Annotated in this window: 22 protein-coding genes; 7 read left to right on the forward strand and 15 right to left on the reverse strand. The window is 62.3% G+C overall.

The window, feature by feature from the left end; translation table 11 throughout:
• Positions 1–9: 9 nt before the first annotated feature.
• The 6 genes from CCK88_RS13285 to CCK88_RS13310 all read right to left on the reverse strand — a co-directional run bounded on the left by CCK88_RS13285 (position 10) and on the right by CCK88_RS13310 (position 6,158).
• Complete coding sequence (locus CCK88_RS13285) at positions 10–567, reverse strand: hypothetical protein (protein ID WP_086471084.1); 558 nt, start codon at positions 565–567, stop codon at positions 10–12.
• A gap of 69 nt (positions 568–636) precedes the next feature.
• Positions 637–1,767, reverse strand: a complete 1,131-nt coding sequence (locus CCK88_RS13290) for a substrate-binding domain-containing protein (RefSeq protein WP_244557534.1) — start codon at positions 1,765–1,767, stop codon at positions 637–639.
• Positions 1,768–1,820: 53 nt separating this feature from the next.
• Complete coding sequence (locus CCK88_RS13295) at positions 1,821–2,807, reverse strand: ABC transporter permease (RefSeq protein ID WP_086471085.1); 987 nt, start codon at positions 2,805–2,807, stop codon at positions 1,821–1,823.
• Positions 2,804–3,787, reverse strand: a complete 984-nt coding sequence (locus CCK88_RS13300; protein ID WP_086471086.1) for an ABC transporter permease — start codon at positions 3,785–3,787, stop codon at positions 2,804–2,806. Before CCK88_RS13300 ends, CCK88_RS13295 begins: the two co-directional genes overlap by 4 nt.
• Positions 3,784–5,295, reverse strand: a complete 1,512-nt coding sequence (locus tag CCK88_RS13305; RefSeq protein WP_086471087.1) for a sugar ABC transporter ATP-binding protein — start codon at positions 5,293–5,295, stop codon at positions 3,784–3,786. The genes CCK88_RS13300 and CCK88_RS13305 overlap by 4 nt, the downstream gene beginning before the upstream one ends.
• Positions 5,292–6,158, reverse strand: coding sequence for a sugar phosphate isomerase/epimerase family protein (locus CCK88_RS13310; protein WP_086471088.1), 867 nt, complete (start codon positions 6,156–6,158; stop codon positions 5,292–5,294). The genes CCK88_RS13305 and CCK88_RS13310 overlap by 4 nt, the downstream gene beginning before the upstream one ends.
• Positions 6,159–6,449: 291 nt before the next feature.
• Between CCK88_RS13310 and CCK88_RS13315 the strand changes: the two genes are divergently transcribed.
• Positions 6,450–7,466: a helix-turn-helix transcriptional regulator gene (locus tag CCK88_RS13315; RefSeq protein WP_170926489.1), complete on the forward strand. Its 1,017-nt coding sequence runs from the start codon at positions 6,450–6,452 to the stop codon at positions 7,464–7,466.
• A gap of 19 nt (positions 7,467–7,485) precedes the next feature.
• Here CCK88_RS13315 and CCK88_RS13320 read toward each other — a convergent pair whose 3' ends face one another.
• The 9 genes from CCK88_RS13320 to CCK88_RS13360 form a co-directional block, all read right to left on the reverse strand.
• The gene (locus tag CCK88_RS13320) at positions 7,486–8,226 is read right to left on the reverse strand and encodes a TIGR02186 family protein (RefSeq protein WP_086471090.1); all 741 of its coding nucleotides are present in this window, start codon (positions 8,224–8,226) and stop codon (positions 7,486–7,488) included.
• Positions 8,226–9,158 (reverse strand): sulfite exporter TauE/SafE family protein, encoded by a 933-nt coding sequence (locus CCK88_RS13325; protein ID WP_086471091.1) that lies wholly within the window; start codon positions 9,156–9,158, stop codon positions 8,226–8,228. The genes CCK88_RS13320 and CCK88_RS13325 overlap by 1 nt, the downstream gene beginning before the upstream one ends.
• Positions 9,159–9,251: 93 nt before the next feature.
• Positions 9,252–10,181: a formylglycine-generating enzyme family protein gene (locus CCK88_RS13330; protein WP_086471092.1), complete on the reverse strand. Its 930-nt coding sequence runs from the start codon at positions 10,179–10,181 to the stop codon at positions 9,252–9,254.
• A gap of 66 nt (positions 10,182–10,247) precedes the next feature.
• Complete coding sequence (locus tag CCK88_RS13335) at positions 10,248–11,795, reverse strand: sulfatase family protein (protein WP_086471093.1); 1,548 nt, start codon at positions 11,793–11,795, stop codon at positions 10,248–10,250.
• A 22-nt stretch (positions 11,796–11,817) separates the two neighbouring features.
• The gene (locus tag CCK88_RS13340; RefSeq protein ID WP_086471094.1) at positions 11,818–13,599 is read right to left on the reverse strand and encodes a sulfatase family protein; all 1,782 of its coding nucleotides are present in this window, start codon (positions 13,597–13,599) and stop codon (positions 11,818–11,820) included.
• A 4-nt stretch (positions 13,600–13,603) separates the two neighbouring features.
• A complete protein-coding gene (locus CCK88_RS13345) occupies positions 13,604–14,419 on the reverse strand; it encodes an ATP-binding cassette domain-containing protein (RefSeq protein ID WP_086471095.1) in 816 nt (271 codons plus the stop codon).
• Positions 14,416–16,176 (reverse strand): dipeptide/oligopeptide/nickel ABC transporter permease/ATP-binding protein, encoded by a 1,761-nt coding sequence (locus CCK88_RS13350; RefSeq protein WP_086471096.1) that lies wholly within the window; start codon positions 16,174–16,176, stop codon positions 14,416–14,418. The genes CCK88_RS13345 and CCK88_RS13350 overlap by 4 nt, the downstream gene beginning before the upstream one ends.
• Complete coding sequence (locus CCK88_RS13355; protein ID WP_086471097.1) at positions 16,176–17,114, reverse strand: ABC transporter permease; 939 nt, start codon at positions 17,112–17,114, stop codon at positions 16,176–16,178. Before CCK88_RS13355 ends, CCK88_RS13350 begins: the two co-directional genes overlap by 1 nt.
• 325 nt (positions 17,115–17,439) lie before the next feature.
• Positions 17,440–18,951 carry an ABC transporter substrate-binding protein gene (locus tag CCK88_RS13360; RefSeq protein ID WP_086471098.1) on the reverse strand — a complete coding sequence of 504 codons (1,512 nt, stop codon included), beginning with the start codon at positions 18,949–18,951 and terminating at the stop codon, positions 17,440–17,442.
• Between the two features lie 190 nt (positions 18,952–19,141).
• Here CCK88_RS13360 and CCK88_RS13365 point away from each other — a divergent pair, with 190 nt between their 5' ends.
• From CCK88_RS13365 to CCK88_RS13390, 6 genes are all read left to right on the forward strand, one after another.
• Positions 19,142–20,062: a LysR family transcriptional regulator gene (locus CCK88_RS13365; RefSeq protein WP_086471099.1), complete on the forward strand. Its 921-nt coding sequence runs from the start codon at positions 19,142–19,144 to the stop codon at positions 20,060–20,062.
• 79 nt (positions 20,063–20,141) lie between these two features.
• A complete protein-coding gene (locus CCK88_RS13370; RefSeq protein WP_086471100.1) occupies positions 20,142–21,050 on the forward strand; it encodes a siderophore ABC transporter substrate-binding protein in 909 nt (302 codons plus the stop codon).
• A 53-nt stretch (positions 21,051–21,103) separates the two neighbouring features.
• Positions 21,104–22,063 (forward strand): ABC transporter permease, encoded by a 960-nt coding sequence (locus CCK88_RS13375; RefSeq protein WP_086471101.1) that lies wholly within the window; start codon positions 21,104–21,106, stop codon positions 22,061–22,063.
• The gene (locus CCK88_RS13380) at positions 22,056–23,063 is read left to right on the forward strand and encodes an iron chelate uptake ABC transporter family permease subunit (protein ID WP_086471102.1); all 1,008 of its coding nucleotides are present in this window, start codon (positions 22,056–22,058) and stop codon (positions 23,061–23,063) included. The genes CCK88_RS13375 and CCK88_RS13380 overlap by 8 nt, the downstream gene beginning before the upstream one ends.
• Entirely contained in the window at positions 23,060–23,818 is a 759-nt protein-coding gene (locus CCK88_RS13385) for an iron ABC transporter ATP-binding protein (protein WP_086471103.1), read from the forward strand. Before CCK88_RS13380 ends, CCK88_RS13385 begins: the two co-directional genes overlap by 4 nt.
• Positions 23,819–23,827: 9 nt before the next feature.
• Positions 23,828–24,616: a siderophore-interacting protein gene (locus tag CCK88_RS13390; protein WP_086471104.1), complete on the forward strand. Its 789-nt coding sequence runs from the start codon at positions 23,828–23,830 to the stop codon at positions 24,614–24,616.
• Positions 24,617–24,684 lie beyond the last annotated feature (68 nt).

A 24,684-nucleotide genomic window follows, 5' to 3' on the forward strand; every position in this document is an offset into this window, starting at 1 on the left:
CTCGAGGCCTTAGCCCAGACTGTCCCGGAAATCGTTAAGGTCGGCATCGACCGATGACGGAGCGTCGATCCAAGGGATCATCGGCAGGCCCGTGGCCGGATCGCGATCCGGGATAGGCAGCATCATGATGCGCTTGGCAGCGTCACGGTGCCCGGCTTCATCGAGCAGCGCCTGTTGGACATTGTCCCAATCGCGACCATCGGGATAACCGCCGACCATTTGAATGTCATCGGAATTTCCGGTCATGCAGTGGCTGACGCCGGCCGGCAGGACGATTATGTCGCCGGCCTCTACCCGAACCGTGGTTCCGCCGTCCCCGAACAGCACTACGTCCATCCAGCCTCGGGCGCAGCCCAGGCACTCATGCGTGGTCGAGTGGAAGTGGTGATAGGTGTAGATGCCGGGATATCGCCAGTTGTTGAGCCAGCCGTGTTGACGAAGCCGAGACTGGACCGCTTGTTCACCGCCACCGGGGACGGCGTTGCGATGCACCAAAACTGGAAAGCGGCTGTTGGGCAGCATGGGCCCAGGTCTGGACCAGAGCTGCTCGGTAGTGATGTCTGACATGACACGCTCCTCTCGCGCCAAAGCAAAACGGGGCGCCCGTGGGCGCCCCCAGTCCTCGTTGGGAAGGACTTACTTGGTACCGCCCCAGGCTTCGGGGTAGCTCGGCATGTCTTCACAGCCGCACATCGCGTAGTGGAGCGGCGGCATGGATTCGTTGATGTACTGGTCCAGGACTTCCTGGGTGATGGCCGGCTGCGGCAGTACCCATTCCGGACCCGGCACCTGCTCGCCCTTGAGTGTCATCACCGCGGCGATGACCGCGGTACGCCACTGGTAGGTCGGGTAGGTCGGGGCGATACCCTTGAAGCCAAGGTCGCGCCACTTCTGCAGATAATCCTGCTGGTCTTCGCCGGTGACGACCGGAATATCCACGCCCTGGTCCTCGAAGGCTTCGACGGCAGCCACGGCAGTGGCACCGGCGTCCATCCAGACGGCATCGATCGTGCCGCGCTGCAGGTAGTCTTCGACGATGGACTTGGTCTTGGCATTGTCACCATCGGTGAATTCTTCGCCAAGAATTTCAAGACCGGCTTCGGCGAACATGTTGCGCGCTCCGGAAGCACGCGTTTCCAGCACGTCGACACCGGGCAGGATGCGCAGCATCAGCACCTTGCCGCCCGCAGGGACGTTGGCGATAATGTGGTCCGCCGCCTGAATACCGAAACCGTAACCGCCGACCGGGTGCACGAAGGTCACCGGACAATCGGTGGTGACGCCACGGTCGAACACGATCACCGGAAGGCCGGTGGCGCAGGCTTTTTCGACAGCTGGGGTGAGGGCAGCGGTGGAGTTGGGCGACACGATCAGGACGTCGCAGTCACCACCGGCGAGCAGGTCGTCGATGTCGGCGATCTGCTTGTCGTCGGACCCTTCGGCGTCGACATGGGTGAAGGTGCCGATTTCGGGGTGCAGCTTCACTTCCTCGGTCATGTCGGTGTAGCCGACCACACGCCAGGGATTGTTGACGCCGGCATTGGAGAAGCACACGGTCCAGGGTGCTTCCTTCTTGAATTCCGCGGTGTCGACCATGGCGTCACCGGCGTACTGAAGATAGGGCTGATCTGCCGCACCATTGAAGGTGGCGGTCAGCTGTTCGCGCTGCTTGGCAAATTCGGCCGGGTCGTCGAAATTCGGCGCCTGGGCCGCCGCCGACCCGGTCATCAGACCGAGAATGGCGAAGGTCATGATAGTCTTGTTCACGTCTTCCTCCCGTTGAAAACCTAAATTGGGCGGCTTGTGCCGTCCGGCATCGCTCATCGGCCCGATCGCTTGCGTTGGTAGGTAGCAAGCGCGACCGCTCCGATGAGAATGAGCCCCTGCACGACCAGGCGAACCGGCTGCGCCAGTCCAAGCAGATTGAGCAGGGTGAAGATGGCTTCGAGCGCCAGGGCGCCGGCAATTGTGGCCGGCACCGAGCCTCGTCCGCCAAGCAGTTGAGCGCCACCGATGACGGCAGCGGTAATGGCCTGCAATTCAAACCCTGAACCGATATCGACCGATACGCCGGCGCGACCGCCCAGGATGACGCCCGCCAGCACCGCCGTCAGCGCGGAGACGATAAAGGCCGAAATACGGACTCGCGCCACCGGCACACCGGCGAGGCGCGCGGCTTGCGGGTTGTCACCCACGGCGTGCAGCATCCGGCCAAAGTTGGTGCGATGCATTCCCCACCAGAGAATGAGCCCGAAGCCGACAAGACACAGGACCGCTATGGGCAGGATGGCAATGACCGGGACATCGGCAATGTTGTAGCGACCGAAGAAGCGGAACGTATCCGGCAGATAGCCGCGCGGGGCGCCGCCGGACCACATGAAGGCGACACCATTGAGCGTGATCATCATGCCCAGTGTGGCGATCAGCGAGGGCACCTTGAGATAGCTGACGACAAGACCGTTCACGAGGCCGATGACGGCGCCGATGCCGAGCATCAAAGGGATGATCCAATAGGTCGAATTGGGATCGTTGCTGGCCAGCATCGAGGAGCCGATGACGGTGAGCGTCATGATCGACCCCACGGAAAGGTCGAAGCCGCCCGAGACGATAACATAGAGTGCGCCGGCCGACAGGATGGCCAGGGCGGTGACACGCTTGAGGAAGTTCATGTAGCCGGTGGGCTCGCCGAAAGCCGGATTCATGATGATGATCGCGATGATCAACGCGACGACAAGCACGTAGACGGGGTTGATTTGCAGCCAGTTGCGCCGGGTCGGCTCGGGGCGGGCAATGGTCTGGTCGGTCATGCTACCGGCCTTTGCGAACGGGCGGCGTAGAAGGCAACCGCGGCGACGATGATGATGCCGCGCAGCACCTGTTTGACGAAGGCGTCCACGCCGGCCACGTTGAAGATGGAGTCGATGAGCGAGAAGATGATGACGCCCGCCATCGTCCCCCAGATGCCGCCGCGTCCACCGGCCAGGACCGTGCCGCCGATGACGACGACAGCGATGGACTCGAGATCATAGACGCCTTCGGCGCCGATCCAGGGCGCGCCGGAGCGGAGGCGCGAGGCGAGATAGATGCCGGCGATGGCGGCGCAGAGCGAGCAGATGACGTGGGCACCGACGACGACGCGCGCCGTCTTGATGCCGGCAAGGCGTGCCGCATCCTTGTTGCCACCGACCGAATAGACATCGGAGCCAAAACGCGTGAATTTGAGGACGAACCAGGCGAGCCCGGCGAGGGCAAACATGAAGATCAGTGAATACGGCACGATGCCCCAGGAGCCATAGGCGAAGATCTGGAACTCGGCAGGAACGTTCCCCGCGAAATTGTTGTAGTAGTAGGACAGCACGCCCTGGATGATCAGCGACATGCCGAGCGTGGCGATCAGCGGATTGACCTCGAGCTTGGCGATGACGAGGCCATTGACCAGCCCGACCGCCGCGCCGAGCACAAGGACTGCCGCAACAGCCGGCAGCATCATGGCGGGGTCGCCATTCATCACCACCGAGGTGACTACAGCCGAAGCCGAAATGACGCTGGCGACGCTGAGGTCGATCGAGGCCACGAGGATGGCAAAGGTCTGGCCGATGGCCGTGATCCCGAGTGTGATCGAGCGGCCGAGAATGGCGATAAGGTTTTCGAGTGTCAGGAAGCGCGTCTGGCCGAGCGCGATCACGAGGACTACGTAGATCAGGATCGCGGCAGCCAGAAGGATGCTGGAAGCATGGCGGTCGAACCGGAAGCGGCGCGGCGGCGTGGGCAGGGAAGCCTCGGTCATGCCGCGACCTCCGTTTCGCCCGTGGCTGCGAGCATCAGCTCGGCTTCCGTTGCCGAGCGGCCGAATTCGCCGACGATCCGGCCTTCCCGCATGACGAGGATGCGGTCCGAGGCGCCGAGGATTTCAGGCAGATCGGACGAAACCATCATCACGGCCGTGCCGGCACGCGCCAGGTCGCGCATCAGGTGGTAGATGCTGGCCTTGGCGTCGACATCGATGCCACGGGTCGGCTCTATGAAGATCAGCACCTTGGGCTTGAGCGCCAGCCAACGGGCAACGATTGCTTTCTGCTGATTGCCGCCCGACAGGAACCGCATCTCCTGCTCGTAGGACGGCGCACGCACCTTCATCTGGTCGAGCAGCGCATTCATGCCATGGAGATCGGTGAAGCGATTACTATCCTTGCCGCCCCACAGCCGGGCAAAAGCCCGCGCCGTCAGCATGCCGTTGTCCCGAACCGATTGCATCAGCACGAGCGCACTGGCCTTGCGATCTCCCGGCAGCATGCCGATCCCGGCCCGTATCGCGTCGCGCGGCGAATTGAGCTGGACCGTTTGACCGTCGAGCGTCATGGTTCCAGACGTGAACGGCCTAGCGCCGAACAGCGCCATGGCCAGAGCCGTCCGCCCTGCCCCCTGCAGTCCGGCAAAACCGACGATTTCGCCTGCGTGCAACTGAAGATTTATGTCGCGCAGCGCGCTGTTTGTGCCCGCAGCAACCGAAAGGACCGGCCTGCCGATCTCGGCCGGGGTTGCCGGCTCGGGATAATATTCCGAGATATCGCGACCGACCATGGCACGCACGACGACATCGGGCGCAGGCACGTGGTCGAAGGCCGCGGCAACCTCGCCGTCCTTGATGACCGTGACACGATCCGCCACCCGCGTGACTTCGCGCATGCGATGCGTGATGTAGACTATGGCCGTACCCGAGGCACGCAATTGCTCGACGAGACCGAACAGCACCTCGCATTCCGACTCATTGAGCGCCGCGGTCGGCTCGTCCATGACGATGACCTTGGCATTGAGCGAAATCGCCTTGGCGATCTCGACCATCTGCTGGCTTGCGACATCGAGGTCCGCAACCAGGGTATCCGGCTCGATCCGGTGTCGGCCGCCGAAGAACGCCAGCACGCGTCGCGTCTCTTCGACCATGGCGCGGTTGTCGACGAGCCCGTTGCGCAGCGGCTCGCGGCCGAGGAACAGGTTCTGCGCCACGGTGCGCTCGGGCAGCAGGGAAAATTCCTGGTAGATGACAGAAATGCCAGCCAGCAGCGCCTGCTGCGGGTGACTGAAGTGCTGTGCAGTGCCGTCTATCAATACCTCGCCACTATCGGGACGATAGACGCCCGACAGGATCTTTATCAGCGTCGACTTGCCCGCGCCGTTCTCCCCGCAAAGCGCATGCACCTCGCCACGCCCGCAGGCGAAGGACACGCCACGCAGCGCCTTCACGCCCGGAAAGGACTTGGTGATCTCGCGCATCTCTATGACGGGCGTGCCGGTCATGCAGCCAGCTCCCGTCCCGCTGCGTCCCAGGTACGGCGTATGAAATCGGCGCTTTCGGCAAAGAGCGTCTCATAGTCCGGGAACAGCGGACGCCAGACGCGCGTCGCCGCCGCGATTGCCGGCAGGCCGGCACCGAAGGCTTCGAGCGTCACCCAGCCGTCGTAACCGGAGCGACGCACGGCACCCATGATGGCGGTGAAGTCGATGTGCCCGCGCCCCGGAATGCCGCGATCGTTTTCCGAGATATGGACCACGCCCACATGCGGGGAAACGATCTCGTAGGCCTCGACCTGATCCCGGTCTTCGATGTTGGCGTGGAAGGTGTCGTACATGATCCGGCACGCCGGATGATCCACCCGCCGGGCGTAGTCGCGACACTGGGCCGTGGTGTTGAGGAAATAGGTCTCGAAACGGTTGAGATGCTCAAGGCTGAGATAGATGCCGTTGCGCTCGGCCCGCTCGGCGAGAGCATGGTGCACCTCGGCCCCGTAGGACAGTTCGCTTTCCGTCGGTCCGGTTCCGGTGAAATGTCCGATCGGCGCATGGATCGGCCCGCCGACACTTTGCGCCCCCAGCGCGATCGCACAATCAAGCGCCCAATCGAGATGCTGTCGACCACGGGCGCGGATGTCGGCGTCATCGGCAATAGGGCTTACGTCCGGGCCAGGGACGATCGAGGTAGTGCAGCGCTCAAGGCCAATGGCGTCCAGTTCGCGGGCGAGCCAGGCGTAATGCGCTGCGTCACCCGACAGTACGGGCACCTCGACACCATCATAGCCGAGCGCCTTGATCTGCCGGATAGCCGGCAAATGCTCCACAGTCACAAAATCGGTCAAGCACAGCAGATTGATGCCGAGCTTCATGCCTCACCCCTCGCCAGACTGCCGCGACGAAACCCCGCTGAGGTACGTGCAACAAAAATTGCAATCGATACCATCGGCAAAATTCGAACGCCGCCATTGCCGGCCTTCACCACTTATCCTCCGTCGCCCGCGAAGTCCTGGTCGATAGCATTATTCGCTATTCTGGTTGACTTGCGGGCACTCGCCTCACTAGCGTGACGGCCAGAAGCGAACGTAACGATCATTGCGCAGCTTGGCACGCGCCGCGTTCGAATGCGTACAGTGGTAGAATTTATACAACCGGAGCAGCAGATGAACGCAGAGGCTCGTATCGCGGCCGTATCGAGACCGGCCGTGTTCACCGAACCGGGCGCCCTGCTCTATGCCGGCAATTGCTCTGATCTCTACAAGGCGTCGATCGAGGGCAAGGTGACGCTCAATGCCTGGACGCGACGCAAGTATCCAGGAACCCCGCTTGGCGATGCGCTGCCGCAAGTTCTCTCCGTCGGCGGCTGGGACGCAGCGCGATCGCAGGACTGGGGGCTCAAGGAGCACTGCAACGAGGGCGTAAAGATCGCCTATCTGGCGCGTGGCAGCATGGTGCTGAAAGTCGATGGCCAGCGCCACGAGCTGACCGAGGGACAGATGTTCGTGGTGCGCCCCTGGCAGCTGCACCAGTTCGGGGACCCGCACGTTTCGGCCAGCCAGATCATCTGGGTACTGTTCGATGTCGGCGTGCGGCGGCCGCATGAGGATTGGCTCTGGCCCGACTGGATGGCCTGGCCCGAGCGCGACACGGCGCGCCTCACAACCCTGCTCTCGCGCAACGAACAGCATGTGCTGACGGCGAGCCGAGATGTCGCCCGCAGCTTCCACGAGATCGGCGAGTTGGTCGCCGCCGGCGACATTGCGGGCAGTGAAACGCGCCTGCGGCTGTTGATTTCGCTAATGCTGCTGCAATTCACCGAGCAGCTCGAACATCAGGCGCCGATGTTGGACGAGGACCTGGCGAGCTCCAAGCGGACGGTCCAGATTTTCCTCGATCGGCTGACGCATGCCCTCGACGAACAATGGACGCTGGACAACATGGCCGCGGAATGCGGGCTGTCGCGAACACAATTCTCCCAACACTGCCAGTCCCTTACGAACATGACGCCGGTACGCTATCTCCAGATGGTGCGTCTGGAGGCAGCCAAGAAGTGGCTGGCGGAAAGAGCAACGGCCTCGGTGACCGACATCGCCTTTGAAGCCGGGTTTACGTCGAGCCAATATTTCGCCACCTGCTTCAAACGTCGCTTTGGGCTGACGCCGCAGGAATGCAGAGGCTGATCGACGCCAGCCGCGTTGATCAACGACGGAACAGCACACCGCCCAGCCAACCGGTGCCGAGCGCAATGAGGATCGTCACGAGGCCATAAAGCGGCGGATTCGAGCGCGCCACGTCAGCAACGTAGCGCTCGAATCCCTGCGTGCGAACTGTGAACCGCGTCGTACTATCGGCTACGCGCTCCCCACCGGCATAGACGAAGGCGCGTGCAAGATAGAGACCATTGGTGGCGTTCGACGCGATTGGAACGCGCACCGAAAAGGCGGTGGAAGACAGCATGACGACACCCCTATCTGAAACCGAAAATCTGCCCCGCGCTTGCATCAAACGGACCAGTTCTCCGTCAAAGTCGGGCGCAAAAACGTCTTCGCGCAGGGATTTGGCAAGAGCCGTCGGATCGAACACCGACAGTCCGGACAGGCCTAATTGCTCAAGCGGACTGCTGGAGAAAATCCCGTAGTAGCTCGGAACGCGTTCATAGGTCGCCGACTGCGCGTTGAGCACCAGCCCGAACTGGCGCGTTTTTTCGCGCACTACCCAATCCGATGACGGCCCCTGGACAACCACAACGACGGAATAGCTCTGACCTTCTGGCGGCGGCGTCTCGACCGTCCCGAAGAGTGTGACAGCCTGTCCACGAAAGTTGGAATGTACGGCAACAACCGGATCGGAATTTGTCATGACCACCTCGACCTCGGCGGACACCCGGCCTGGATTGAGAGCGATGAACCCGAGCACGAGCATCCAGATCAGCGTGCGCATCAACCTTCTCCAAAGCCGAGCTGGGTCAGGGTGAACGGGTCTGCCGGGGCGATCAGCAGGCCGAGGCCGAAACGGAAGGCAATGGCGAGGATAAGCATTGCAAGGAGGATTCTCAGCCTCTCTCCCGGCAAATGCTGACCGGCCGATGCGCCGAACTGCGCTCCGGCGACACTGCCCACCATGAGACAGAAGGCGAGGAGGGTGTCGACGGACTGCGTCTGGATCGCGTGGAGGAAACAGGTCATAGCCATGACGGCCAAGAGATGAAGTAGCGAGGTGCCGACCACCACCTTGCCGGGTACGCGCAGGATGTAAACGAGTGCGGGGACGAGCACGAAACCCCCGCCGATGCCGAGCAAGGCACCGATGATGCCTATGGAAAATCCGATCAAAACAACCGGGATCACCGAGATGTAGAGTTGGGACTTGCGGAAGCGTGTTCGCAGCGGCAGACGCTGTACCCAAGGTGCCTGTCCCGGCAACCGCCGCCTGACAACGGTTTTTTCGTTTTGGCGCTTGAACAGGGTACGCGCGGCTTCCACGAACATCAGCGCGCCGACGGATCCGAGCAGAACCAGGTATCCAAGCGAAAGAAACAGATCCAGCTGTCCCAACGCACTGAGGATACCGAATATCCATACACCCAGCGCCGAGCCGAACACGCCGCCGAGGACAAGATACCCCCCCATCTTGGTGTCCATGGCGCCACGCCTGAAGTAGGATAGCGCACCAGATGTCGAGGAGGCGACGACTTGAGCCGTCACCGACGCGACGGCGACCGGAGCAGGAACACCAGCAAACAACAGCATGGGCGTCAGCAAAAATCCGCCGCCGACACCGAACAGTCCCGAGATAAAACCAATCGCAGCTCCAATTCCCAAAAGGAAGAAGAGGTCGACAGATAATTCGGCGATGGGCAGGTAGATCGGCATAAATCTGCCAGTTCAAAACGTTGGCTCGCGGCGCAACAGTGCGACGCGGAAAGGATAGTGTGGCGAGCAGCAGCGGCGGGTCAGGCCGCGCGGTCAGAGATCGTAGGCGACGCGAAAACCGGCATTGCTTGCGGCGCTATCGGGGGACAGCGCCATACGCGCCGCTATGCGATAACGGTAACAGTATGAAATGTGACAGAGGAACGAGCCGCCCTTGAGAACTTTCTCGGAATGCTCAAGCGCCTGCGCATTGCGAAGACGTGCCTGCTTCGAGAGTGACCGCACCTTGAAGGCGTCGGCAGTCCATTCCCAGACATTGCCGGCCATGTTGTAGAAACCGAGCGAGTTGGGCTCGAAACTCCGGGCAGGAGCCGTGCGTTCGTGGCCATCCGCAAGCGTATTCCGGTGCGGGAACTGGCCCTGCCAGATGTTGGCATGGATGGCTTCGTCATCTGGTTCGGCTTCGCCCCACGGAAAGCGACGATCCTGGGCGCCGCCGCGCGCCGCATGTTCCCATTCCGCCTCAGTCGGCAACCTTCCGCCCACCCAGGCGGCAAAGGCCTTCGCGTCGGTCCATGAGACCTGGGTGACGGGGTGATCCAGCCGATCGTCAATATTGCTCCCAGGTCCTTCCGGATGGCGCCAATGAGCGCCATCGACGCGGTGCCACCAAGGAAGGCGCGATCCAACGGCCGAGGCGGCCGAAAGATGGGCGGAATCGCCAAAGAAGACGGACGTCCAGCCGAATTGCTCGGCTTCGGAGACATAGCCGGTCGCCTCGACAAAGGATGCGAAGCGCTCAACCGTCACGGTTTCCGCCTCGAGACCGAAGTCCGCAAGGGTAATCGCGCGTTTGGGGCCCTCCCCGTCCTGGGCGATTTCCGGGGTGTCGGTACCGACAAACGTCCGACCGCCGCGCACCCGGATCACCCCGGATGGCGAACCGCCGCGGCTGAACCCGGCAGCAGCGTCAGCGGATGCGATGACTGCCAATCCGCGCGACGAACCGCAGCACGAGCTCATCGGGCCACCCTCGATGCTGGTCCATTGGCAACGGTGCCTATGCGAAGCGACATTTCACTGCGTCCTTCAGGCCGTGAGACCAGCCAGCACCGTTGTGCTGTCATGCTCGGGCACGTCGCCGATCTCTGCCATCTTGGCGTCGAGCTTGGCGAGCATGTCCCGAAAAATCCCGGAATAGGCAGCATGTGCCGCGACGTTGGTCAGTTCGTGCGGGTCCTTTTCGCAATCGAAAAGCTCCCACTCCGGTGGCGCTCCATTGGGACGGGCGCCCAGAATGCCCAAGTCGTCATTGTACCAGTAGATCAGCTTGTAGCGGCCGTCCCGCACACCGTAGTGGGCCCAAGCTTCGTGGATGTCGTCATTGTGCATCCAATACCGGTGGTAGGTAAGCTGCTCCCAATCGTCGGGCGTCCTGCCTTCAAGGACTGCGCGCATTGATCGTCCCTGCATGTAGCTCGGGACTGGCAGGCCGGCGTAATCGAGGAAAGTCGGAGCGAAATCGACGTTGCAGGAAATGTCGGCACTGACGGATCCGGCTTTGATTGCAGCAGGATAGCGGACGAGGAAGGGCATCTGCAGCGACTCCTCGTACATGAAGCGCTTGTCGAACCAGCCGTGTTCGCCGAGGAAGAAACCCTGGTCGGAGGTGTAGATGACGATCGTGTTCTCGGTCAGACCCTTTTCATCGAGATAGTCGAGAAGCCGTCCAACGTTCTCGTCGATGGATTGTACCGTGCGCAGATAGCGCTTCATATAGCGCTGGAACTTGAACTCGGCGAATTTCTGCGGGTCGTCGAATGTGAAGTTCTCGCCGGTTTCCGAGCATATGACCGTGATGGTCTGACCGGGCAGAAGTTCGGGCACCTTGCGCATGAACGGAATGAAATCAAGCATGAGCGGCCCGACTTTTTCTGCGGGGCCAGAAGGGGTTACGAGACCCAGGTCCTCGTAATTCATGTCCGAGCGGATGCGCATTTTTGCGGCGGCTGCGGCGGCGGCACGGTTGGAATAGTCGTCGTTGAAGGTCTCGGGCAGAGGAATATCCTCGTTGGCCCAGAGGTGGTTGTACTTGGGATGCGGCTCGAAATTGCGATGCGGCGCCTTGTGGTGGCACATCAGGAAGAACGGCTGGTCCCCAGATTTCTCAATGAAATCAAGGCTCATATCGGTGATGATGTCGGTGGCGTAGCCCGGTATGCGGCGGCGGGAATTGTCGGGGAAAATGAACTTTGGATCCCAGTAGTCGCCCTGCCCGGGCACCACCGCCCAATCATCGAAACCGGTGGGATTATGCGCCGGACCCTCGCCCATATGCCACTTGCCGAACATGCCCGTACGATAACCGCCCCTGCGCAAGTGCTTGGCAACATTGGGCAATCGATTGTCGATCTCGGTGTAGAGGGTGGTGACGCAGTTTACGTGGTTGTACGTGCCGGTGAGGATCGCGGCGCGGCTGGGTGTGCAGATGGAATTGGTGACGTAAGTGGCGTCGTGGCGCATGCCTTCGTTCGCCAGACGGTCAAGGTTAGGCGTGTTGTTCAGACCGGCACCGTAGGCGGAAATCGCCCGTGCAGCATGGTCGTCGCTCATGATAAAAATGATATTAGGCCGCATGATAAAGTCCTGTAATCGCTAGCTATTCGGCCGGCATGAGGGATTGGAGCGAGGCTTCGATCTGGTCGAGACGGGACTTGTCCAAATGCGGAACCATGCCCGCGATTTCGAGCAACGTCTTGTCGTTGAAGATGGGGGGTACGGCCTGTCCGCCGAGGGCGGGGAGAGCATCCACAATTATGCACCGCACATCCGAATTTGTTAGCAGACTGTTAACATCAACAGTCGCAATCACGGCATCCCGCGCGAAATCGTGGACGGTCGGCCCGCGACGCTGGCCGCGCTCGATCTGGGGCCACTGTTTCTCGATCAGCAAGTGCGATTCTGTGACGGGTCCCGTCTCGGGAAGGCCGAGGCGATCGTATTGGCTGGGTGGCGCATCGTTTTCGCGCAGCAGCCCGACCAGCAGCTCGGCCATGCGCAGTTCGAGCGCATCGTCTCGGAGCGGCGTGGTCTGGCCCGGATCGGCCTCGAGATCATAGAGCAACGTCCCGAACTCGTTTGGCCCGCGCATGGTCCAGCCAGGCATCCGCATGACCGGAGCACCTTTGGTGAAGGAGAAGCCCGGGACAAGTTCTGCCCCCTCAAACTCCTTGGGCTCGAAGCGCGAGCGCATGTGGGTCGGCATCAGGGTGTGCTCGAGGAGCGGCTGGTTGGCCGCATCGGCCGCGGCGCGCATATAGACGTATCGGCCGTCGGTGACGCTGACGTGGCCGCCGAAGATGCCGAAGAGGCCGCCTTCGCGCACCGGCACATCACGGGCAACGGCATCCTTGAGAGGCTTACCCAGCATATCCGCGGACCGCTCGATGCCGAAGAAGTCGAGTATCGTCGGTGCGATGTCGATGGTCTGCACCAGGGCATCGCGGCGCTCACCGGCAACGCCCGAGCGCGGATCCCAGACGAAGAAGGGCGTGTGGATGGTCTCGTCGTACCAGGGCATGACCGACTTGCCCCACCAGCCGCGCTCGCCCAGCATATAGCCGTGGTCGGTGCAGACGACGAGAAGGGTGTCGTCCCACATGTTCTTCTCGTCCATGAGGTCGAGCACGCGGCCCAGATTGGCGTCGCACATGGAGAGCAGCGCGAGGTAACGCAGCCTGGCGTTTTCGACCGTGCTCTCGCCTTCGGTGACGCGGGCATAAGGGGGCCAGTCGAAGTCCTCGCCATTGCCCAGCGGGCTCTCGGGGTAGAGCCGGTGATACTGGTCGTAACTGAAGAAGGGCTCGTGCGGATCGAAAGTCTCGAGCTGCAACATCCAGTTGTCGGAAGCGGCATTGGTCTCGATGAATTCGAGCCCGGCATCGAAGGTCCGCGTCTGAGGATGTTCTGCCTCGTCCTCAAGATAGGTCCGATTGATCGCATCCTGGTTGTGCATGCGGTAGAGGATGTCCTTGAGACGCTTGTTGTCGGTCCGGCCGACGACGCCTTTCCAGAGATCACCTTCCTGACCGCGGAAGAACTCATAGCTCGAATAGCGGTTGTGGTAGGTGGCGCCGCCATCTTCCCAGTAGTGCTGATGATCGGTGACGAGGTGGGTGTAGACGCCGTTCTTGCCGAGAATTTCCGGCATGGAATCGTCGAAAGGCTCGATCGGCCCCCAGGAGCGATGAAGGAAGTTGTAGCGGCCGGTGTGCATCTCGCGGCGCGCCGGCATGCAGGGCATGGAGCCGGCGTAGCAGCGATCAAAGGTGGCGGTGCGGCTGGCGAGCCGGGAAAAATTCGGCGCGTGCGCCTCGGCATAGCCATAAGGCGGCAGCATGCGCCGGTTGAGGCTGTCGAACATGACGATGATGGCGCGCATGGAACTAGGCTCCGGAATTCAGGGCGCGGAGGGCGGCGCGGCGATCGGCCTGACGCACCGGATCGGCGACGGGCGCGGCCAGCAGGAGGCGCCGGGTGTAGTCGTGTTGCGGGTTTGCGGTGACCTGATCGCAATCGCCGAACTCGACGATCTCGCCACCGCGCATGACCGCGACGCGATGGCTGATGTGGCGAACGACCGACAGATCGTGACTGACAAAGAGGTACGCCACGCCTGTGCGATCCTGAATCTCGACGAAGAGATCGAGGACGCGTTGCTGGGTAGAGAGATCGAGAGCAGAAACAGGTTCGTCACAGACGATCAGATGCGGGGAGAGGGCCAGCGCCCGGGCGATGGCCACGCGCTGGCGCTGACCACCGGAAAACTCGCGAGGGTAGCGATAGGCGGCATCAGACGGCAACGCCACCTGATCGAGCAGGGTACGGACGCGCGCCCGTGCCTCGTCGACGCTTGCCTGGCGACGGGCGACGATCGGCTCGACGAGGATATCCTCGATGGTCATCGAAGGGTTGAGGGAGGTGTAGGGATCCTGGAACACGGCCTGGATGGCTGCCGCATTGCCCTTGCGGTCGCGCGGTGCAACGCCGGCAATATCCTGCCCTTCGAACAGGATGCGTCCCGAACTCACAGGCCCGATACCGAGGATGGCGCGACCCAGCGTGGTCTTGCCCGATCCGCTTTCGCCCACAAGGCCCACGGTTTCGCCGGGCCGAACGGTGAGATTGACGTTCTTGAGGACGTGGTGGGCCCCAAACCTGGTGTTCACATCAATGCACTGAACGATGACATCGTCGCTCATGCCGAAACTTCCTTGAGCGTGCGGGGACGATAGGTGCGGGGCGTCACGTCATCGAGCACGGCACTGAGCAGCATGCGGGTATAGTCGTGCTGAGGATGGGCAAAGAGGGACTGGACCTCTGCCGTTTCCACCACTTGCCCATCTTTCATGACGGAGACGCGGTGACAGATGTCGGCAACGACCCCAAAATTGTGGGTGACAAGGATGACCGACATACCCATTTCCGCCTGCAGATCGCGCAGCAGTTCGAGGACTTCAGCCTGAACCGTCACGTCGAGCGCCGTGGTCGGCTCATCGGCGATCAGCAGATCGGGATTGCAGGATATCGACCGTGCGATCAGCACGCGCTGCGCCATGCCCCCGGACACCTGGTGGGGATAGGCGTTAAAGGTGCGCTTGGGATCGGGCATGCCGACCTTGGCAAGCAATTCGAGAGCCCGTGCCTTGGCCTCGGAGCGGGACATGCCGAGCACGGTCATCATCGGTTCGGTGAGCTGGAAACCGATGCGGAAGGCCGGATCGAGATTGCTCATCGGCTCCTGCGGCACGTAGGCGATGTGCTTGCCCCGCAGCTTCTGCATTTCGCTTTCGGGCAGGTTGGCAATATCGCGGCCGTCGAACCAGATCGACCCCGAGAGTATGCGACCACCGGTCGAGAGCAGGCCGAGGACGGAAAAGGCCGTCTGGGTCTTGCCCGATCCGCTTTCTCCGACGAGCCCCAGCACCTCGCCGCGCCGAAGCTGTAGCGAGACGCCTTTGACCACCTCGGTCCAGCCCGACTTGCCGGGATAGCCGACGACGAGGTCGCGGATGTCGAGAAGAATGTCGGTGTCGACCGGGGCTGCGCCGGCTGGCCGCGATACCACCTTGGGCATGCTGGCGGCCGATGCCGGGCGATTGCCCTGTTGCAAGCGGTCGCGGATGGCGTTGGCGAGCAGGACAAAGGACGCCACGGTGATGGAGATGGCGAGGCCGGGCCAGAGGATGGCCGTGGGCACCACGAACATGTTGGCAAAGGCATCCTGCAGCATGCCACCCCATGTGGGGACGGACGGATCGCCCAGGCCGAGAAATTCGAGACCGGCCTGGATGACGATGGAGATGCCGGCAACGATGGACGTCTGGATGATCACCGGTGCACGAATGACGAGCAGGATATGGCGGGCGATGATGCGCATGTCGGACAGGCCGGAGACGCGCGCCGCATCGACATAGAGTTCGTGCTTGACGCCGTTCACCAGATTGCGCGTCAGGCGGTAGAAACCGGGCGAGAGCATGATGCCAAAGATGACCATGGACACCTGGATGGACGAGCCGAGCGACTGGTAGAATGCCAAGAGTACGATCAGCGCCGGCAGGGCCATGAGGCCATCGGCAATCCAGCTCATGACCACCTCGCGGCGGCCGCCGAAATAGCCCGCAAAAAGCCCGGCCGTGACGCCAATGGCAGCAGCAACGGTGAGCGCGATCAGCGCACCGAGCAGCGTGTTGCGGGCGCCGAACACGAGACGACTGAAAATGTCGCGACCAGACCCATCGCCACCGAGAAGGTAGCCGTCGCCGGGCGGCGCGTTGATCTTGAAAATCTGCAGATCATCGGGCGCAAACGGGGCGATCAGTGGCGCGAATACCGCGGTGAGGATCACGACCGTGAGCAAGACGGCCGCGACGAGGCCGAGTGGATTGGTGAGCACAGAGAGGACGATGCTCTCGCGGCCTGAGGCGGCCGGTGCCGGAGCGGGCGTTGCAGCGGACATCAGAGACGCACCTTCGGGTTGACCCAGGCATTGGCCAGGTCGATGGCGATATTCACGATGACGACGAGGACGATCATGGTGACAACGACGCCCATAAGAATTGGGATATCGCCGGACAGCGCGGCCTGCACCGTTATCGAGCCGAGGCCGGGAATGGCAAAAACGCGCTCGATGATGGCCGCGCCGCCGAGGAGCCCGATGAACTGCAGCGACAGCACGGTCAGCGCTGCGGGCATGGCATTGCGCAAGGCGTGACGGAAGAGCACCGAAGAGGGCTTGATGCCCCCTGCCCGAAGCGTGCGCACGTAATCCTGACGCAGGGCATCGATCATGGCGCCACGCACCTGCTGGGAGGCGGATGCGATGCCAGAGAGCACCAGTGCGCCGACCGGAAGGGCCAGCGAGGCCAGCCAGCCCACGGGAGACGTGGTAATATCGGTATAGCCAGTGGCCGGCAGCCAGCGCAGGTTGAGCGCGAAGATGACCACCAGGATGAGACCAAGCCAGAAATTGGGCAGCGAAAAGCCGATGACGCTGATGACCTGAATGATGCGATCGGCCCAACCGCCGCGGACCGCGGCCATGATGCCCAGGAGCGAGGAAACAAGGCCGATGATCACGGTTGCAAGGATCACCATGGACAAGGTGACCGGCAGCCGGCCGGACAGGATGCGCGCCACGCTTTCGCCCAGCGTCCAGGACTGACCCAGATCGCCTCGAACGGCCCCGGACACCCAAGAGAAATACTGCTCGTGCAGCGGACGATCGATGCCGAGCTTCTGTTCGAGCGCCACGATCTGCTCGGTCGTGGCATTGTCGCCCAGAATGTTCTGCGCGACGTTGTCGGCACCGCCAAAGACCATGACGAAGGTGAGCGTGGTCACAAGAGCCAGGAGGACAACGCTCGAGAGCAGGCGCTTGAAGACGTAACTAAGCATGACAATTCGCCCCTGGCCGCAGCCGAAGCATCTCGCCACGGGCGACAGATGCGCCCTGGCCTCGCATGATCATGGGAAGTCCTCCGTCGCGCCGGCGCCATTCGGCTCGCCGGTCTTAAGTGCTGGATAGCAAGGAAAGCGATACGCAGATAATGCAAAAAGCCGCGACTGCGATAAGCCAAACGCATTGCTGTATGGGTCGCCACAAACGCCCTGAGCGCTTATGGCTGCTCCCGAGCGCAGGAGGCGGCAAATACGGACCAAGGGCAAACAAGAAAGGGCGGCCCTTGCGGACCGCCCTTCGGGCACGACAGGTCTGGGAGGACTATTCGGCCTTGGAGTAGTTGCGGATGGGCGGCATCACATTGGTGCTTTGCATCTCGACAACGGTTTCCTTGTTGGTGAGGTAGATGGTGTCGCGGCGATACATGGGCGCGTAGAAGGCATTGTCGACCATGTAGCGGTTGATGTCCTGATAAAGGGCAAGCTGAGCGTCACCGGTGGCGTATTGCGCCTTGTCGAGCAGCTCCAGAAGACCCTGATCGGCCACCTTGGAGGTGTTCCAGGGCGATTCCGGATAGCCGAACTTGCGGAATTCCGACCACGTCCCCTGATAGCCGAACTGAAAGACATAGGCCGGGAATTTGCCCGAGCGCAGTTCCGGAATGGTGGCGTTGGGCGCGATCTTTTCCCACTTCACCGTGACGCCGACATCGTTGAGGTACTTCTGGATGATCGGGTTGAACGAGGCAAAGGTGGCGATATCGGGCAGCATGATCTCGAAGCCATCGGGATAGCCAGCTTCGGCCAGCAACGCCTTTGCCGCTTCGGGATCGTAGGGATAGACGTCGTCCAGCTCGGACAGATAGGCCTCGCTGGCGGCGGGGAATATCTGGTCCGTGAGACGGCCGTAGCCGAGTTCGACAAATTCCAGGATGGACTTGCCGTCGAAGGCCATGTTGAGGGCCTGGCGCACCTTGGGATCGGCGAGGGCCGGCACGATCTTGCCTTCGCGATCGGCCATGATGAAGCCGAACCAGTCCACATCGATCCGATTGACCACGAGGCCGTTGGCCTCGGCATCGGCGACGGCGCGGGCCTCACTGGAACCGGCATCGACCTGACCGGACTTGAGCGCATTGAGGCGCGCGACCTGATCGTTGATCGGGGTGATGGTGACGCGGTCGAACGGGAAGGCTTCCGCATTCCAGTAGTCCGGATTGCGGTTGTAGACATACTGCTGGCCGAGACGGGAATTGGCGGCATCGTAAACATAGGGGCCGGAGCCGATCGGCGCGCCGGCAGCCGATTCCACGCCCAGCGTCGCAGGAGAGGCCATGGCGCCACCGACGACGGAAAGGTTTTCGAGAAGGCTGGGATCGGGTTCGCCCAGGGTCAGCTTGACCTGGGTGGGGGACACGACTTCAATCTCGGACACGGCCGCGACCATGAAGCTGTTCTGGCCAGCGCCGTTCTTGAGATATTCGAGGTTGGCCTTGACGGCCTCGGCATCGAAGGGCGTGCCATCGGTGAACGTGACGCCTTCGCGCAGGGTCAGCGTCAGCACGCTGTTATCGGCATTGTAAGACCATTCGGATGCCAGATTGGGGCCCAGATCGCCATTGGGCTCGCGCACCAGCAGCGTATCGAATACCGGGGACCAGTACTGCATCTGATTGCCGATCAGCAGCTGGGCGCGATCGAAGCTGTTATTGTCCAGCACCGCAGCAAGGGCCAGCGTGTCGGCATCGTTGGCGACCTGGGCCATCACTCCCGGCGATGCACCAAGCAGCATGACGGCTGCCAGCAAGGTTGCCAGAACGGACTTCTTCTTCATGTCTTCCTCCCGCGCGGCCAAGCTCGGACCAGCGCCTATGCAGCGTTCCATGCGCTGCTCAGCGGTGGGCGTAGCAGTGGACACCCAAGTTTGAAAATGCAAAGAGGCGCCCTAGCTATGCAGCAAAGTTATCGCTAGCGTTCCGAACGGGACTAAATCGATACAGGCGCCAGCGCGGGATAGGCACGTCATGCTTGACCAGATCACCCATCTGTTTCGCCTCAGGACCATCCTCGAAGAAGGCAGCCTGCGCCGGGCTTCGGAGAAGCTCAACGTCACCCAGCCGGCGCTGTCGCGCTCGCTGGCGCAGCTGGAAAGCTATTTCGGGCAGCAACTGGTGGAGCGCCACGCACGGGGCGTGAAGGCGACGGCCTTCGGCGAGCGGGTGCTGTCGATCTCGAACCGGATCGAGCGCTACTGGGAAATCGCCGAGCACGAGCTGCGCTCGGAAGTCACCCAGAAGAAGACTCTGATCCGGATCGGGGGCGGACCGATCTGGCGATCAGGAATTCTGGCCGGCGTGCTGAGCCAGCTGCAGCAGCAGTTTCCCGGGCTGGTGATCGAATTCTCGACGCTGACCTATACGCGCACGGCGCAGCAGCTGCGCGAGGGTCAGCTGGATGTCGCTTTCACCGGACTGGCGCTGGCGGAGGGGCATGGCCTGGAGCGCGTTCGCCTGACCGAGGTCACCAACCGCGTGATCGCGCGGGAAGACCATCCCGTATTCGCGGCAGCTGAACGCACGGGCACGTTCGATAGCCGGATGCTGCTTGACTATCCCTGGATCGTTTATTCGGAACTGCCCGCCTACCGGGAAATCACCGAGCATGCGGTGGTGCAGCATCTGGGAAGGACGCCCGACGTCGCTTTCGTCTGCCAGAACCTCCTCTCGGTGCTGACGATCCTGCAACAGAGCCAGGCGCTGAGCGTGCTGCCGGCGATGGCGATCGGTGCGGTCAGTGCACCGCGGCTCAAGCCCATTCCCCTGCTGCTGGAAGGGAACACGGTTGACGTGGGCATGATCTTTCGCCGGGAACTCATGGATTGGGAGCCGGTCAAGGTTTTGGCCGCGCTGTGCGAGGCGCATTTCGGCGCCGCCGATCCCGTCTGACGCCTGCGGCAAATTATAAGTTGACTCGATAAGTCTGATTATCTTAAGGCACCCCTCATATAACAGGAGTGTCTTTGTCATGAAATCCAGTCTGTTCGCCGCCATTGCCGCATTTGCCTTGGCGATGCCGCTTGCCCAGGCGCAAGAAATCACCGTGTCGCACGCGCAGGGCGAGACGGTGCTGCCGGGTGTTCCGGAGACGGTGCTCGTGCAGGACTGGGCGACCTTCGACAATCTTCATGCGCTTGATGTGAGCGTGGCGGGCGTACCGTCCTCCAACGTTCCCGGCTACCTGGCCGATGCCGTACCGGCGGACGCGCTGCAGATCGGATCGCTGTTCGAGCCGGATTTCGAGGGCATTGCCGCATCGGAAGCCGACGTCTATTTCGTGAGCGCCCGCTCGGCCGCCGCCTATCCGACCGCCAAGGACATCCTCCCCACCGTTGACATGTCGCTGGCCGACAATTCCGACATCGTGGGCGGCATCAAGTCCAACCTCACCAAGCTCGGCGAGATCTTCGGCAAGCAGGACAAGGCTGCCGAACTCAACGCGGCGCTCGACGCCAAGGTGGCCGAGGTGAAGGCCGCGGCCGAAGGCAAGGGCAACGCCCTGGTGCTGGTGACCAATGCGGGCAATGTCGGTGTCTATGGGCCGGACAGCCGCGTCGCCTGGATCCACAATCAGGTGGGCATCCCCTCGGCCTTGGCGGATGTGAAGGACGGCGACCACGGCGGCGACGGCGTGTCGTTCGAATTCATCCTCGAAACCAATCCGGACTGGCTGTTCGTGGTCGATCGCGATGCCGGGACCGGCGAATCGCAGGGCGCCGCCGCCGCGCTTCTCGACAATGAGCTGGTGAACCAGACCAAGGCCGCGCAGAACGGGCACATCGTCTATCTCGATCCGCAGGCCGCCTACATCACCATGCACGGCTATAGCGGCGTCATGCTGCTGCTCGACCAGGTGCTTGCAGGCCTCAACGCCTAAGGACAACCGGCATCCCCGGCTGCGGCCGGGGATGCGTCTGCCGGAAATTTGCCGTGCGTCCTCTCCTCTTCGCTATCCTCCTCACCGTCGCCCTGGCGGTCATCAGCCTGTTCGTGGGTGTGAGCGACGTGTCGCTCGCCGGCCTTTTTTCAGCCGACGCGGCGGACCGGCCGATGCAGGTGCTGCTGATCAGCCGCATTCCCCGGACCCTCGCCATCGTGCTGGCGGGTAGTTCTCTCGCCATCGCCGGCCTCGTCATGCAGATGATCGTGCGCAACCGCTTCGTCGAGCCATCGACCGCCGGCACGACAGAGGCGGCGAGCCTGGGTTTTCTGGTTGCGACGCTGGCTTTTCCGGGTTGGCCGCTGATGGGCAAGATGCTGATCTCGGCCGCATTTGCCCTGGCCGGAACGGCGCTGTTCCTGCGCATCCTGCGCGCCGTGCCTCTGCGCGACGTGATGCTGGTGCCCCTGGTGGGCATCATGCTGGGTGGCATCGTTGGCGCCGTCACCAGCTTCTTTGCCTACCGCTATGAACTCCTGCCCTCGCTGCTGGCATGGAACATGGGCGATTTCTCGGGGATCCTGCGCGGTCGGTACGAGCTTCTCTGGATCGGCCTCGGGTGCGGGATGCTGGCCTATATCGCCGCGGACCGCTTCACAGTTGCAGGCATGGGACGCGATTTCAACACCAATCTGGGTCTCAACTACAAGCGCGCCATGGTGCTCGGGCTCGTGGTGGTTTCCCTGATCAGCGCCGTCGTTCTGGTGACGGCGGGCTCCATCCCCTTCCTGGGACTGATTGTGCCCAATCTCGTCAGCCTTACGGTCGGCGACAATATGCGGCGAACCGTGCCGTGGGTGGCCGTGGGCGGGGCCGCCTTCGTGCTGGCCTGCGACATTGTCGGGCGCCTCGTGCGCTTTCCCTACGAAATTCCGATCAGTGTGGTCGTCGGTGTCGTCGGCGCCGCCGTGTTCCTGTCGCTGCTGCTGAGGACCCGTCGCCATGCTTGAGCGCGCATCGAGCATCGCCATACCGACGACGCCGGCCCATTCGCGCCGGTTCTCGCAACCAGTGATCGTCATCAGCGTGCTCGCGGTTCTGGCACTGATCTCTGTCATCTGCTTCATGACCCTGGGAGCCAAGGGGAGCTGGAGCTTCATCCTCCCGTTCCGGGGCCGAAAACTGCTGGCGCTGTGTCTCGTGGCTTACTCTGTGGCGGTATCGACAGTGCTGTTCCAGACCGTCACCAACAACCGCATCCTGACCCCTTCGATCATGGGGTTCGATGCGCTCTATGTGCTGCTCAAGACCATGCTGGTGTTCTTTCTGGGTGCCGGCGCCCTGGCGGGCATCGATGCGCAGTGGCAGTTCGGCGTGGAAGTGGTGTTGATGGTGGTGTTTTCGGCGCTGCTATTCCGCTGGCTGTTTCTGGGGGAAGAACGCTCCCTGACCCTGCTGGTGCTGGTCGGCATCGTCTTCGGCATTCTGTTCCGCAGCTTCAGCCAGTTCATGCAGCGCATGCTCGATCCCAACGCCTTCCAGGTGCTGCAGGATAGTTTCTTTGCCAGTTTCGCGACGGTGGATACGACATTACTGGCGATTGCTTGCGTGGTAACGGCGCTTGCAAGCCTTATGGCGCTGCGCATCGGGCACACGTTTGACGTGCTTGGCCTCGGCCGCAACCATGCCATCAACCTCGGGGTCGATTATCGCCGCACGGTGGTGACGATCCTCATGCTGGTCTCGGTGCTCGTGGCGGTATCGACTGCGCTGGTCGGGCCGATCACGTTTTTCGGCCTGTTGGTGGCGACGCTGGCACACAGCCTCGTGGGCAACAGTCGCCACGTCTACGTGCTGCCGGCCGCGGTGCTGCTGGCCATAACCTGCCTGGTCGGCGGGCAGACGATCCTGGAACGCCTGTTCGCCTTCGACACAGCTCTCTCGATCATTATCGAGTTCCTCGGCGGCATCGTGTTCATCACCCTCGTTTTGCGAAAGGCTGCGCGATGATCGTTGCCCATGATGTTACCAAAACCTATGGCGACACGCGCGTGGTCGACGGCGTCACCGCCACTCTGCCCAAGGGCGGCATCACTGCCATCATTGGCCCGAACGGCGCCGGCAAATCGACATTTCTCTCGATGATCAGCCGCCTCATGGGCATGGATAGCGGCACGGTCATGGTCGACGGGCTCGATGTGACGCGCACGCCCAGCGACGTGCTGGCGAAACGCCTGTCCATTCTGCGGCAGGACAACCACATGACCGCTCGCCTGACGATACGTGACCTGGTCGGCTTCGGACGCTACCCGCATAGCAAGGGACGGCTGACCCTCGATGACCGCGACCATATCGACATGGCACTCGGCTATCTCAACCTGCACGAGCTGGCTGACCGCTTCCTCGACGAATTGTCCGGGGGCCAGCGCCAGCGCGCATTCGTCGCCATGGTGCTGTGCCAGGACACGGACTATGTGCTTCTCGACGAACCGCTCAACAATCTCGACCTGCGCCACGCCGTGGGCATGATGAAGCAGCTGCGACGCGCTGCGCGCGAGCTGAACAAGACCATCGTCCTGGTGCTGCACGACATCAATTTCGCATCGGTCTATGCCAACCATATCGTCTGCATGAAAAATGGACTGGTGGCCCATGCCGGACCGCCGCAAGACATCATCACCAGCGACGTGCTTTCGGCAGTCTATGAAACGCCCGTCAGGGTGGAAATCGTCGATGGCGATCGCATCGGCATCTATTACGAATAGGAGAACGGCATGGATCGACCCATTGCCCAGCGGATCCGTCACGAGCTCAAATTCCGGCTCGCCGAAGTGGTCAGCAATGAGCGCCTGACGCCGCACGTGGTTCGGATCACCTTCACCGATCCGAGCTTTTCGGACTTTCCTTCGCTGGCCTACGACGACCACGTGAAGCTGTTCTTTCCGCCCGAAGGGACGGAGCCGAGCCTGCCCGTGCCGGGACCAAATGGCCTCGACTGGCCGGAAGGCATGCCAAAACCGGAAGGCCGGGACTACACGCCACGCCGCTTCGACGCGGCGCGCCGCGAGGTGGTCATCGACTTCGTTGTGCATGACGGCGGCGTGGCCGCTGCCTGGGCCGAGAGGGCGAAACCCGGCGATCGCCTCGGCATCGGCGGCCCGCGTGCATCCTTCGTGATCCCCGACAACCTGCAACACTACGTACTGATCGGCGATGAAACGGCCCTGCCCGCGATCGGCCGCCGGATCGAGGAACTGCCTGGCACCGCGACGGTCAGGGCCTTCATGGAAATCGCCGACGAGCGGGAGCGGCAGTCTTTCGACACTGCGGCCAGAGTGGAGATCACCTGGGTGGAGCGTGCGAAAGGGCAATCGCTGATCGAGGTGGTGCAGGCGGCTGCCGATCCCGAACCGGAAAGCTATATCTTCATCGCAGGAGAGGCATCGATGTCGACCATGTTGCGCGACGCCTTCGTGCAGCGCGGGCATGATCCGGAGTTGATCAAGGCCGCCGGATACTGGCGGCGGGGCGAGGCCGACTTCGACGACGGTCACGCGCATTGACCCGTGAATAACAGCAGTCGCGCCGATGTGCGGGATGGCGCTGGAACCAAGCGCCATCCCGCGGCATC

This window comes from Devosia lucknowensis (genome assembly GCF_900177655.1).
In the GTDB taxonomy this organism is placed as follows: Bacteria; Pseudomonadota; Alphaproteobacteria; order Rhizobiales; family Devosiaceae; genus Devosia; species Devosia lucknowensis.

Bases quoted from the DNA above. Each gene is read 5' to 3' on its own strand.
- CCK88_RS13285 (WP_086471084.1), bottom strand. From the start codon at position 567: ATGTCAGACATCACTACCGAGCAGCTCTGGTCCAGACCTGGGCCCATG.
- CCK88_RS13295 (WP_086471085.1), bottom strand. From the start codon at position 2,807: ATGACCGACCAGACCATTGCCCGCCCCGAGCCGACCCGGCGCAACTGG.
- CCK88_RS13300 (WP_086471086.1), bottom strand. From the start codon at position 3,787: ATGACCGAGGCTTCCCTGCCCACGCCGCCGCGCCGCTTCCGGTTCGAC.
- CCK88_RS13305 (WP_086471087.1), bottom strand. From the start codon at position 5,295: ATGACCGGCACGCCCGTCATAGAGATGCGCGAGATCACCAAGTCCTTT.
- CCK88_RS13310 (WP_086471088.1), bottom strand. From the start codon at position 6,158: ATGAAGCTCGGCATCAATCTGCTGTGCTTGACCGATTTTGTGACTGTG.
- CCK88_RS13315 (WP_170926489.1), top strand. From the start codon at position 6,450: ATGAACGCAGAGGCTCGTATCGCGGCCGTATCGAGACCGGCCGTGTTC.
- CCK88_RS13320 (WP_086471090.1), bottom strand. From the start codon at position 8,226: ATGCGCACGCTGATCTGGATGCTCGTGCTCGGGTTCATCGCTCTCAAT.
- CCK88_RS13325 (WP_086471091.1), bottom strand. From the start codon at position 9,158: ATGCCGATCTACCTGCCCATCGCCGAATTATCTGTCGACCTCTTCTTC.
- CCK88_RS13330 (WP_086471092.1), bottom strand. From the start codon at position 10,181: ATGAGCTCGTGCTGCGGTTCGTCGCGCGGATTGGCAGTCATCGCATCC.
- CCK88_RS13335 (WP_086471093.1), bottom strand. From the start codon at position 11,795: ATGCGGCCTAATATCATTTTTATCATGAGCGACGACCATGCTGCACGG.
- CCK88_RS13340 (WP_086471094.1), bottom strand. From the start codon at position 13,599: ATGCGCGCCATCATCGTCATGTTCGACAGCCTCAACCGGCGCATGCTG.
- CCK88_RS13345 (WP_086471095.1), bottom strand. From the start codon at position 14,419: ATGAGCGACGATGTCATCGTTCAGTGCATTGATGTGAACACCAGGTTT.
- CCK88_RS13350 (WP_086471096.1), bottom strand. From the start codon at position 16,176: ATGTCCGCTGCAACGCCCGCTCCGGCACCGGCCGCCTCAGGCCGCGAG.
- CCK88_RS13355 (WP_086471097.1), bottom strand. From the start codon at position 17,114: ATGCTTAGTTACGTCTTCAAGCGCCTGCTCTCGAGCGTTGTCCTCCTG.
- CCK88_RS13360 (WP_086471098.1), bottom strand. From the start codon at position 18,951: ATGAAGAAGAAGTCCGTTCTGGCAACCTTGCTGGCAGCCGTCATGCTG.
- CCK88_RS13365 (WP_086471099.1), top strand. From the start codon at position 19,142: ATGCTTGACCAGATCACCCATCTGTTTCGCCTCAGGACCATCCTCGAA.
- CCK88_RS13370 (WP_086471100.1), top strand. From the start codon at position 20,142: ATGAAATCCAGTCTGTTCGCCGCCATTGCCGCATTTGCCTTGGCGATG.
- CCK88_RS13380 (WP_086471102.1), top strand. From the start codon at position 22,056: ATGCTTGAGCGCGCATCGAGCATCGCCATACCGACGACGCCGGCCCAT.
- CCK88_RS13385 (WP_086471103.1), top strand. From the start codon at position 23,060: ATGATCGTTGCCCATGATGTTACCAAAACCTATGGCGACACGCGCGTG.
- CCK88_RS13390 (WP_086471104.1), top strand. From the start codon at position 23,828: ATGGATCGACCCATTGCCCAGCGGATCCGTCACGAGCTCAAATTCCGG.